10 protein-coding genes are annotated in these 10860 nt (G+C 46.7%); 3 read left to right on the plus strand and 7 right to left on the minus strand.

Annotation, left to right across the window (positions count from 1 at the left end; all coding sequences use genetic code 11):
• Positions 1–238: 238 nt before the first annotated feature.
• The 7 genes from F6K40_RS35310 to F6K40_RS35340 all read right to left on the minus strand — a co-directional run bounded on the left by F6K40_RS35310 (position 239) and on the right by F6K40_RS35340 (position 7332).
• Positions 239–1192 (minus strand): peptidylprolyl isomerase, encoded by a 954-nt coding sequence (locus F6K40_RS35310; protein ID WP_293143352.1) that lies wholly within the window; start codon positions 1190–1192, stop codon positions 239–241.
• A gap of 169 nt (positions 1193–1361) precedes the next feature.
• Complete coding sequence (locus F6K40_RS35315; RefSeq protein ID WP_293143355.1) at positions 1362–2372, minus strand: cation diffusion facilitator family transporter; 1011 nt, start codon at positions 2370–2372, stop codon at positions 1362–1364.
• Positions 2373–3316: 944 nt separating this feature from the next.
• Entirely contained in the window at positions 3317–4327 is a 1011-nt protein-coding gene (locus F6K40_RS35320) for a formylglycine-generating enzyme family protein (RefSeq protein WP_293143358.1), read from the minus strand.
• 280 nt (positions 4328–4607) lie between these two features.
• Positions 4608–4958 (minus strand): hypothetical protein, encoded by a 351-nt coding sequence (locus tag F6K40_RS35325; RefSeq protein ID WP_293143361.1) that lies wholly within the window; start codon positions 4956–4958, stop codon positions 4608–4610.
• Between the two features lie 3 nt (positions 4959–4961).
• Positions 4962–5258: a hypothetical protein gene (locus tag F6K40_RS35330; protein WP_293143362.1), complete on the minus strand. Its 297-nt coding sequence runs from the start codon at positions 5256–5258 to the stop codon at positions 4962–4964.
• 96 nt (positions 5259–5354) lie between these two features.
• On the minus strand, positions 5355–7199 hold the full coding sequence (locus F6K40_RS35335) for an arylsulfatase (protein WP_293143364.1): 1845 nt from the start codon (positions 7197–7199) through the stop codon (positions 5355–5357).
• Positions 7192–7332, minus strand: a complete 141-nt coding sequence (locus F6K40_RS35340; RefSeq protein WP_293143365.1) for a hypothetical protein — start codon at positions 7330–7332, stop codon at positions 7192–7194. Before F6K40_RS35340 ends, F6K40_RS35335 begins: the two co-directional genes overlap by 8 nt.
• Positions 7333–7729: 397 nt before the next feature.
• On the opposite strand from F6K40_RS35340, the gene F6K40_RS35345 reads away from it, so the two are divergent.
• The 3 genes from F6K40_RS35345 to F6K40_RS35355 all read left to right on the plus strand — a co-directional run bounded on the left by F6K40_RS35345 (position 7730) and on the right by F6K40_RS35355 (position 10561).
• Positions 7730–9634, plus strand: a complete 1905-nt coding sequence (locus F6K40_RS35345; RefSeq protein ID WP_293143367.1) for an aminotransferase class I/II-fold pyridoxal phosphate-dependent enzyme — start codon at positions 7730–7732, stop codon at positions 9632–9634.
• 139 nt (positions 9635–9773) lie between these two features.
• Positions 9774–10070, plus strand: a complete 297-nt coding sequence (locus tag F6K40_RS35350) for a helix-turn-helix domain-containing protein (protein ID WP_293143369.1) — start codon at positions 9774–9776, stop codon at positions 10068–10070.
• Positions 10071–10411: 341 nt separating this feature from the next.
• Positions 10412–10561, plus strand: coding sequence for a hypothetical protein (locus tag F6K40_RS35355; protein WP_293143371.1), 150 nt, complete (start codon positions 10412–10414; stop codon positions 10559–10561).
• Positions 10562–10860 lie beyond the last annotated feature (299 nt).

Here is a 10860-nt window from a genome sequence, read left to right on the forward strand (position 1 = left end):
TGGCTCGGGAAACTATCGAAGACCTCTCCCCCTGCCCTTCTCCTGCAAGGAGAGGGGGCTATTTCTCCCCCTTCAATACTCAAATTGTGGCTCGGGAAACTATCGAAGACCTCTCCCCCTGCCCCTCTCCTGCAAGGAGAGGGGGCTATTTCTCCCCCTTCCCTTGCAGGGAAGGGGGTTGGGGGGTTAGGTTTTTTCAACTCACATTTTAAAGCTAGACGCCCTAGTAGTATCAAGTTCATGTGTCCTCCTTCTGAAATTCTTGGTTGAGAGCATCCTCATCAATAGAAACTGTATAGCGATCGCGCAATTTTTGATAAAATAGTTCATCCTGCTTTTGCTTCTTGTCTCTGAGGTAGTCCAGACGCACACTCTTTCTTACCTCTGTCAAAGTCCCCGGATGACCAGGTTCAATTTGAGTCACATTCACCAAATGACTACCGTAAGCTGAATGAAACGGACCTTGCCAACCTTTTTCTGTCACCTCGGCCATCTCCCGAGCCAAAGTTCCCCCAAAAGTGTTGTTGAGGGTTTGAGCTGAAGCCAGGGTATAGATTGTCGGTAACATAGAGCGATCGCCTCTAGGTGGAGTCTGAACGGTATTATTCTGTAGCTGAGTTAGGAGATTTTGAGCATCCGTATCGCTGCTATCGCCATGGAGTTCTCGGCTAAAATAAACCTGATTAAAGCTAAACCGTCCGGGTATAGTGTAGCGGTCAGCATGATCATCTAAATAACTTTGCAACTCTTCATCCGAAGGTTCCTTGATACCTGCCACATCTTCCACCAAGAACTGCATCTTTTGAATCAGCCGTCGCCTGACAATGATGTCCTTGTTATCTAATCCCAAGGCTAGAGCTTCCTGATACAAGATTTCATCGTGAACATAGTTATCTACTAATTTTTCCAACTGTTGGAGAGTTGGTTTTCTGCCCCACTGCAACTCCCAGGTTCCTTGCAAAGATTCAATTACAGGAGCAGATACATCAATTTTTTTGGCAGAAGAAGTAGATGCAATCGAAGGACTACCCACCCAAAAATACAGCCCAAAGAGCAGGGCACCCAAAACTAAGAAGTGTAGCAATGGTTCGCGCAAAATGCGAATGATTAATTGAGGTTGATCGTTTCCTTCAACTATAGTTTGCGACGGTAGGGTTTCTTTATTAGTCAGTGTTGTTACTGTTTTTTGCATAAGTTGTTACACATTGAAATTGCTTTGTTGCATTAGTCGAAAAGCTGAACGCTGATTTTGACTTTTAACTTTTACAGAACTTACGCACGGATACTAAATAGACTGAGGGGGAATGCCATTCGCCCCTACAGATGGTGTTTTCAAGGGAGTTGTATGCGTAAGTTCTGTTTTAACTTTTCACTTGTGAATCAGCTAAGGCTCGAACCACAATTAAGCCTAAATAGGGGAGGTTTGCTTTTAATTGCTCCTCAACAGTATTAGTAATCTCTTGGCTCTCCTGAAGAGATAAAGTAGGTGGTAGCATGATATCCATGGACACATGGAGCCGATGTCCGAGCCAGCGAGTCCGTAGGTTAGCAACCGCCGACTCTTCAATTTCAGGTACATGACTGACTGCATGGTTGAGGGATTCAATTATCTCAGGTTCTACGCCATCCAGCAGACGACTAAAAATGGTCTGCCCTGACTCCCAGACAATTTTCAGCAATACTAGGGTTATGACTAAACCCATCACTGGATCTGCCCAGGAATAGCCTAACCAAACACCTATAGCACTCAGTAACACCGCTAGACTGACCAAACCATCAGCCAAAGCATGATACCCATCGGCAATGAGGGCAGCACTGTTGATTTCACGACCCACTCGAATCCGGAAAACAGCCACTATTTCGTTGCCGATGAAGCCGACAATAGCAGCGATCGCTAATGCCCCCAAATGATCCAAGGGCTGAGGATGGTAAAATCGCTCTACAGACTCATAGGCGGTAATCATGGCACTTAACAGCACAATAACCACAATTATCACTCCTGCCAAATCTTCCAAGCGAGCAAAACCGTAGGAAAATCTAGCTGTTGGCTGGCGTCGTGAGACAAAAAACGCCACGCCCAAAGGCACGGCAGTCATTGCATCCCCGATGTTGTGAATTAGATCGGCGAGGAGGGCAACACTACCAGAGAGCCAGAACACCACGGCTTGTAAGACAGCAGTGATTACCAAACCCAGCAGTGACCATTTCACAGCCCAGATGCCTCGCTCCGAGCTGGCGATTTCAGGATCTATTATTCCGTGGGCATGGGTATGACCATCGTGGTGATGGTGATGATGATGGTGGTGTTTGACATCAGGTGTGGTGAGTTTAGGGATCTCATCAGTCAGGATAGATGTAGGAATTTCTGTCATTTCAGTTATCAGTTATCAGTTATCAGTACCTCAATGGAATAGGGAGGCTTGAGATCTAATTTTTTGGTCAAAAAATTATTAGTTTATAGCCCACACTTATTCATCAAGCCAACTATTTTTTTCAAGATTTTGAAATTATTTCAAACATTTTAAGCCTACTAAAAAATCTCCCAAAAATCAAGTTAAAAAACATTACTTTATATCAAACATTCTGCAAATTAAAAACAAAACAATCTATTATTGTATATCTTTTTAATGATTTCAAACCTATAAAAAATCCAATCTTATGAGAATGATTATTATTCTCTCTAATGAGTTAATTTTAATATCATGTCCGGTAGCATCGGTATTGTATAGCAAAGGTAGGGAACAGGGAACAGGGAACAGGGAACAGGGAACAGGGAACAGGGAACAGGGAACAGGGAGGAGGGAACACTTAACTGGCAGGAATACTTAAGAGCCAGAAAAAAACTTAAATTTCCGGTAAAATTCACCCTTGAGTTTACACCAACGATACCAGCGGACATGATATAACTAGAAAGTCTGAAAAAAATCAACTTTTTTTACAGCGGTTTTCATGATTAGTAGACCACAGTAGGGACGTTCCATGGAACGTCCCTACCGAGTTTTGGTTGTCAAAATGTGGCTCATCAATTTGAAAAGCGCTGTAATGCAAAATTAGACAAAAAAAACCAGATAGATTTTACTACCTGGAGTTTTTCATTTTTGAAATTGATAGAGCGATCGCCACATTGAGGCGAAAGTTAAAAGGTAAAAGTCAAAAGTATATTGCAGAAAGCTTGCAACTTATATAATCAGGACTTACGCACGCAGATGAAAATATACACCACTTGTAGGGGTTAACGGCTGTTAACTCCTACTAGATATAGCGGTTCTGCGTAAGTCCTGTATTAATTATTCATTATTAATTATTCATTATTTACTTAGCCCAAATTTTTGATCAGGCGAAAACCAATGTGAGTGGTTCCAGTATCCGGTGACTGAGACTCTCGTGCAGCCGGACGGTATCGACTGCAATAGTTGGGCGCACAGAGGTGAGAACCACCCTTAATGACGTGTACCGCACCCTCGGCGGGTTTTTTGGGGTCAAAACTTTCTGCTTGTCTGGGACCTTCTGGATTAACGCTATGAGCCATGTCTTTGCGTTCAACCCGATACCAGTCGGCAGTCCATTCCCAAACATTACCCGTCATGTCATATAAACCGTAACCATTCGACTTGAACGAACCAACGGGTGCAGTTCCCAAGTAGCCATCCGCTTTCGTATTTAGAAAGGGAAAAAATCCTTGCCAGGTGTTGGCTTTTTTAGCAGAATATTCTTTCCCCCAGGTGTAGGTAGATTCTTTTAAACCGCCTCTGGCAGCATATTCCCATTGGGCTTCGGTGGGAAGTTGTTTTCCTGCCCACTTGGCGTAGGCTAAGGCGTCTTCGTATGCAATATGAACAACGGGATGCTTTGCTTTGCCGCTAATATTGCTATCTGGGCCGTAGGGATGTTGCCAGTTTGCGCCCACAACCCAATGCCACCAACTCAGATAAGCAACTTGTTGAATGCCTTCTGCGGGAGGTTCAAAAACGAGAGAACCAGGCGATCGCTGTTCATCGGGTAAATCAGGAAACTGTTCTTTTGATAGGGGACGTTCGGCTACGGTAACGTAACCTGTATCTTCAACAAACTTGGTAAATTCGGCGTTGGTAATTTCGTGGGAGTCAATGCAAAATGAACTGACAGTTACATCTTCTACAGGTAGTTCTTCGATAAATTCTGGTTGCTCCGACCCCATTTTGAAATCTCCTCCGGGAATGAAAACCATATTTGAGGGACAAGTTGAAGAGGGTACGGCAAACGCTCTCGGACTAAAAATAGTAACAGTTAGAATAAAAACACTGAGAACAATTAGGACTTTTTGAATATAATTTTGAGAATTATTCATCGTTTAAGTTACAGAATTATTTCGCTGAGGTAGAGAATAGCTTTGAACAGATTTATGAGAGGAAGGAAATCGTAGCTTACACTAGCCACGATCATTGAGAAAACTTACAGCGCTTTTCAGATTGATGAACCACATCGTCACAAGCAAAACCCCGTAGGGACCTTCCATGGAACGTCCCTACTGTAGTCTACCGGAATGAAAACTGCTGTAAATTACTGGCACACTATTCCAGCAGGGATATGCTACAATCCATCGACTATCAACATTCTTCTAGGAACTTCTAGTCGAAGGAAGGCGAGGGTAAAGGTAAAAAGTGACGTGCATCTGGATTTGCAAGCTCCACTTTCACCGTGTTAATCTTACCAGTAAAGGGGAAAGGCGCGTTCTCGGCATAATCCAGGGAAACAGGAGAACCCAAATCCGTTCCCACATCAAAGGTCTCACTGGCGCTAAAAGCACCAGGCACAGTGCGCTCGACTTCAATGCTGTCAACGATACTGCCATCGACTCGAATCACCACATCGGCTGGGGAAAGAGGTTCTAGGCTTCTGAAGCTAGTATTCACCTCAATGGTGTGGTGCCCTGGAGCGATCGGTGCTGATTCACCCTTGTAGCGATCCAACAACATCATGTTCTACTCATACTTGAGCTTTCCGTCCTCCATGAACATGGTCAAACCGCCAGCCGAACCGCCGAGGGCATAGAGAACTCCAGAATCGTCGCCGTTGAGATCGACATCAATCGTCACCGTATTGCTCTCGCGACCTAAACCTGGTGCGGTAAACTCAGGCATCCGAGTCGTAGTAGTATCAAACGTCCAACTCGTGTAAGGAGTCTCGACCCGATCTTCGGGATGAATGCGAGTCCAGAGAGCGCCACCAATGGGAAAGACCTGATTTTTTTCTGCTTCTTGCAAAAACAATTGCTTCATTATCTCCAAAATCTCTGGCTCTTCCCCTGCGAGATCGTTCTCCTGCCTGAAGTCCTTTGTTAGGTCGTATAATTCCCACTCATCGTCACGAGAATCTCAATTTGCTATATCTTCGCCAGAGCCAGTTTCCCAAGGAATCAGAGGACCAAAGGTGCAAGCATACCAGCCATCGAAATATATACCACGACTGCCATTGTTGTCCAAATACTGGATCGTTTTTTGATCAGGGGCATCGGCATCGTTAAAGCTATATTCCATGCTAACACCATCGATCGGATCTTGGATAAAGCCATAGAACTCTTCCGGTGGGGTAATGCCTAATATCTCGTAGATGGTGGGGGCTATGTCGTTGACGTGATGGAACTGCTTACGGGCGGTGGAGTCGGGGGTAATCCCATCCGGCCAAGAAACCACCAAGGGATTGCGAGTTCCGCCGAAGTGAGAGGCAATCAGCTTAGTATAGAGGAAAGGTGCATCGCCAGCCCAAGCCCAAGCTGCATTGTACATATTGTCCGTTTTCGGAGTTCCCAAGGCAGACAGACCCGAGGGATCTTCTTCTGTGCCAAATTGGTCCCTGAGAGCTTGGAGTTGTTCGTCTACAGTATTTGGAATTTGGTTTTGGGCGAGCAGTTCGCTGATGCTGCCCTTTTGGCCTTCAGCACTGGCACCATTATCGCCCCAAATGTAAAAGATTAGGGTGTTGTCTCGAATGCCTTCGGCCTCCAGTTCGTCAACGATCTTGCCGGCTTGGGTATCTACATCCTCTAGAAAAGCAGCGTAAAGCTCCATTAAACGGATTTGGAACTCCCGTTGGTCCTCGGGAATTTCAGCCCAAGCCTCCATCTCTTCCGGTCGCTCGCTATCGACGGCATCGTCTGCGAGGGGTAGCCACGCTAAACTTTTCTGGCGCTCAAAAGTGCGGGCGCGCAATTCATCCCAGCCATCATCAAACTTACCCTTGTATTTATTGGTTAACTCGTCGAAAATGTGATGGGGACCGTGGGCAGCACCGGGAGCCCAGTAGAGAAAGAAGGGCTTGTCGGGGCTATATGATTGGCGTTGGCGCAGCCATGTAACCGCCTGATTGGCCATATCTTCACTTAAATGGTAAGGACTTCCATCCGGCAACTCGTGGGGGGGTTCGATCGCGTTGGTATTTTCAAACAAGCGTGGCTCGTATTGGGAGGTTTCTCCGGCAAGAAAGCCATAGAAATAGTCAAAGCCATAGTCGGTAGGCCAGCGATCAAAGGGTCCCATTTTGGTGGTTTCAGTGGCGGGGGTGTTGTGCCATTTCCCAAAGGCGGCAGTCTTGTAACCATATTCCCGCAATACTGCTGGCAGTGTCGCTGTTGTGTCGGGAATGACACCGAGATAACCATCCCAATCTAGCGCCCGTTCAGTGATAGTTCCGGATTGTGCCTTCTGGTGGTTGCGTCCAGTCAACAGGGCGGCACGAGTCGGAGAGCAAATGGAAGTGGTATGAAAGGTGTTGTAGGCAATTCCTTCATCCCACAGCCGTTGAATGGTGGGGGCGTGAATCTCACCACCAAAGGCTTCAGCTTGCCCAAATCCCACATCATCCAGGAGGATAATAAGGATATTTGGAGCATCGGCGGGTAGATAGTTCGGTTCTTCCCGTCGAATCATTGTGGACTCTTGTAGGGTCTCATTGGCCTCACTCGCGGAAGGTATGGGAGGGAAGGGGAGGGAGGTACCATCAACAGGAGGATCAGAACGCCAGGGAAGGGAAGGTAGCGGAATGTCATCAGCAGTTTGTGCCAAGACAGGGGGAGTAATACTTCCCAATAGGAGAGAGGTGGCGATCGCTACTGCCACAACTCCTTTCAAAATCCGGTGCAAAAGACCGTTGAAAAACAAAGCGGTAAACGAGCAGAAGAACGATTTCCCCTCAATACACAAATTTTGAAATTTGTCAAGCATTATTAATGGACCGACGCTCTAGGGCGATCGCCCACCGACATTGAGGCGCGAAGCCGTTCCCAAAGGCTAGATTGAGAATCGCATGACTGGGAGTATTCAAAGCTGTAGCACGTTCTCTAGAAACTGTCCCCACATATTACCAGCAAGCGCATAGTGACAGGCAACATAGTAAACGATAGCACAACGACCCGCAATGACCGTCGGTCCCCCTCCGCCACACCACAACCGATTTGGGTTGTATTTTGCCAGACCACTTGTTTGACATAGGCGCGACTCTCCAGAGCTTGCAATTCCAAATTCCTGGTTCCCTGACAGCCTTCACTATCCATTTTTGCCAAGGAATACCAGAGGGGTCGATTTACCCGATGGCAGCGTAATCGTTAAAACCTTTCTCCGCCTTTTTTTTAGCTTTATCAAGTCTGTAAAACTAACGTGATTTATAGACTGACCCCGAAAGTACTTGACATTCCATATAGGGATGGTTATAGTACTAGGGACAGTATGTAACACCCCATGAGAGGTGAAAAATCGTGAGTACAAACAACACAAATGGTGCGCAGCCTGGGGACTTCTTCAAAGCCCTAGCAGACTACGCCAAAAACATACAGTTTCCGTGGCATACACCAGGGCATTGTGGTGGGAGGGCGTTCCGGAACAATCCGGCCGGGCAAGACTTCTACTTCTTCTTCGGGGAACCACTCTTTCTATCTGACTTGTCAGTGTCCGTTCCCGAACTAGGTTCGCTTTTGGATCACACCTCCCCAATCAAAGAGGCTGAGGATCTCGCAGCCGCGACATTTGGAGCGGACTATACGTTTCTTGTCACTAATGGTACGACAACAGCCAACCGAATGATTTGGCAGGGAACGGTACTCCCTACAGACAAGGTTGTGATAGATCGTAACTGCCATAAATCCCTCGTCTATTCTGCGATCGCGACGGGGGTAGCCTCCAAAGACAACGTAAGCTATTTGTGGCCGTCGAGGAATTTCCATGGACTCATCGGCCCGATTACTAAGACAACGTTTGCGGGAGTTGGGGCAGGCACCAAAACTGTGACCGTTACCAACTCCACCTACGACGGCTTATGTTACAAGGTGCAAAACATATTTGACGACCTGACTGCAAATGTGGCGGTCCTCCACCTTGACGAAGCCTGGTTCGGCTACGCCAAGTTCGACCCTTTCTACGCAGGCCGCTTCGCAATGGACATCCAGCCTGAAGCAAGCAGCTCGACGGTCGTCTTTTCAACACAATCGACCCATAAGGTGCTGGCCGCATTTTCCCAAACCTCGATGCTCCATGTAAAACAAGCACCGACACCAGGCGGGATCTTTGTGTTCGACTACAATCGGTTCAACGAATCCTTTATGATGAACACCTCTACATCTCCTCAGTACGGGCTCATTGCCTCTCTGGATGTGGCAACTGCTATGATGGCAGACGATAAGGGTAAGGAGCAGGTGCAAAATACCATTAGTAACTCAATTGAATTCCGAAGTGAGATCGATAAATTGAACGCTCCGTCTCCGGCGGTTCCATACTTCCAAGCCTGGCAGCCAAGTAACATTGCCGGGAATGAAACCCGCTCCTTCCAGGAAATGCTCAAGGAATATGTCAAAAAGCGCTATGCGGCAGGGAAGGAAGCAAAGACACCCCTCAGCTTAAATCCCGACGACTGGAAGCTCACACCTGATAATGTGTACTGGCACGGCTTCCACGATATCACAGAGAATGATGATATTCTACTCGACCCAACCAAGGTAACCGTCCTCACGCGGGGCTTGAAGATGACGGCAACGGAAGAGGGCTATGAGGAGACGGGGGGTATTCCTGCCTCTATTGTTGCCTGGTATCTCAACGATGGTAAAGATGCAGGAGGAAGTATCAAGCAGAGTATTGTCATTGAGAAGACGGGGATCTACTCGTTCCTGGTTCTCTACACGATCGGCGTGGAGGCAGGCCAGGTCATCGCAACCATTGATGGGATGCAGAGCTTTATAGATGACTATGAGCTTGACGTACCACTCGAAATTCCGGGAGCAGATCCAGAGACCGGACTGAAGACTTTCTGCGAGCAGATGCACCAAGCTATGAAGAATGGGCAGGTCGCAGAATTGCTCAAGGATCTCTTCGAGCCAGGAAACCGCGCCATCGCTGAGATATCCCCGGCAGAAGCCTATCAGGAATTGATCGCAGGTCGGGTCGAGCGGGTGGCCATCGAGGCATTAGTAGATCGAACTGCTGCCGTTCAGATGACACCCTATCCACCAGGCATCCCGATGATTATGCCAGGCGAAAAATTCAATCAGGCGATCGTGGATTACCTGCTATACAACAAAAACTTTGACAGTCTGTTTCCAGGGTTTCAAACGCACGTTCATGGTCTCACTATTGAGAATGGTGAATATTATGTACTGTGTTTAACAGAATAACAGGACATAAAATAGGCGAAAAATAGTTTCCAGACCTAGCTTTTTCCAGCCATCTCCTTTTACTGTAGGAGATGGCTGGAATTTTTAGGTGCTTTCAGATGCGGAATCTGAGTTCTAGCCCACATTAGCAGAGAAAAAAATGTTAGCGCACCTAGAAACACCCCTAACCTTAAAACAGCTAGCTGAAAATTTAGAGTCTAGCAGTGCTGCCTTATCTTATGGTTTTCAGGACTTATTTGGCGTGAGTCCCATGCGCTATCTCAAGGTCAAGGTACGACGACTCAATGCAGTGCGACAACGCCTGAAAGCAAGCGATCCCAAAAGTTGTAAAATAGCTATCCTCGCCAGTGAATTTGGGTTTTACAGTCCATGTCATTTTACTCAAGATTACAAAACCATGTTTGGGGAGTTGCCTTCAGAGACGTTGGCAAAATAGTACAAAAGTTAGCTTGGGTATCGATCATCAGCAAAGTCAGAAGTTATTTTGGTAACAGGGATTTGATTCCCGCTCCCAAAATATTTCGCCGATCTTGGGGGGATTTTAGAGCTGATTATTTTGATAAATACTCCATTTTTAATTGCTATCTGATTGAAATTTTTCAAACAGGACTTACGCATAACCACCATCTCTTGGTGCGCGTTCCCTCTCTTGGTCAGCATTCCGCAAGCGAGCTGTCGTCGTCGCGGGATCTGACCGCTTGCGTCTGACGCCGACGCGGGGTCGCACCGCTATCTAGTAGGGGCGAATGCCATTCGCCCCTACATAAGGTGTGTGATTTGATATTTTGCGTAAGTCCTATCAAAGTTAAATTAGCAGCAAAGCGATCGCTTGTCTCGAAAACCATCGATCCAGCAACTCCTGTTGTTGCTAAAATTCCTGACTTGATGCAATCAAACCAAGAGCAAATTTTCCATCTATCTAACTAAGTATATTATGTAAGCATTCAGCCGTCAGCTATCAGCTACAGAAGAGGTAATTAGGCTTTGCTGATTAAATCTTAAAGCATTTACAGATAAAGGTTTTATATCATGTCCGGTTGAATAGTTACACTTGACTAGGAATACCAGAGGAAATCCCCCCAACCCCCCTTTGAAAGCTATCCCTTATAAGGAACTCCTGAAACCCTTGTGGGAGGATGGGGAGGATGGGGAGGATGGGGAGGATGGGGAGGATGGGAGGATGGGGAGGATGGGGAAGAGGAGGAGGATGGGGAAGAGGAGGAGGA

Source organism: Okeania sp. SIO3I5 (assembly GCF_010672085.1).
In the GTDB taxonomy this organism is placed as follows: Bacteria; Cyanobacteriota; Cyanobacteriia; order Cyanobacteriales; family Microcoleaceae; genus Trichodesmium.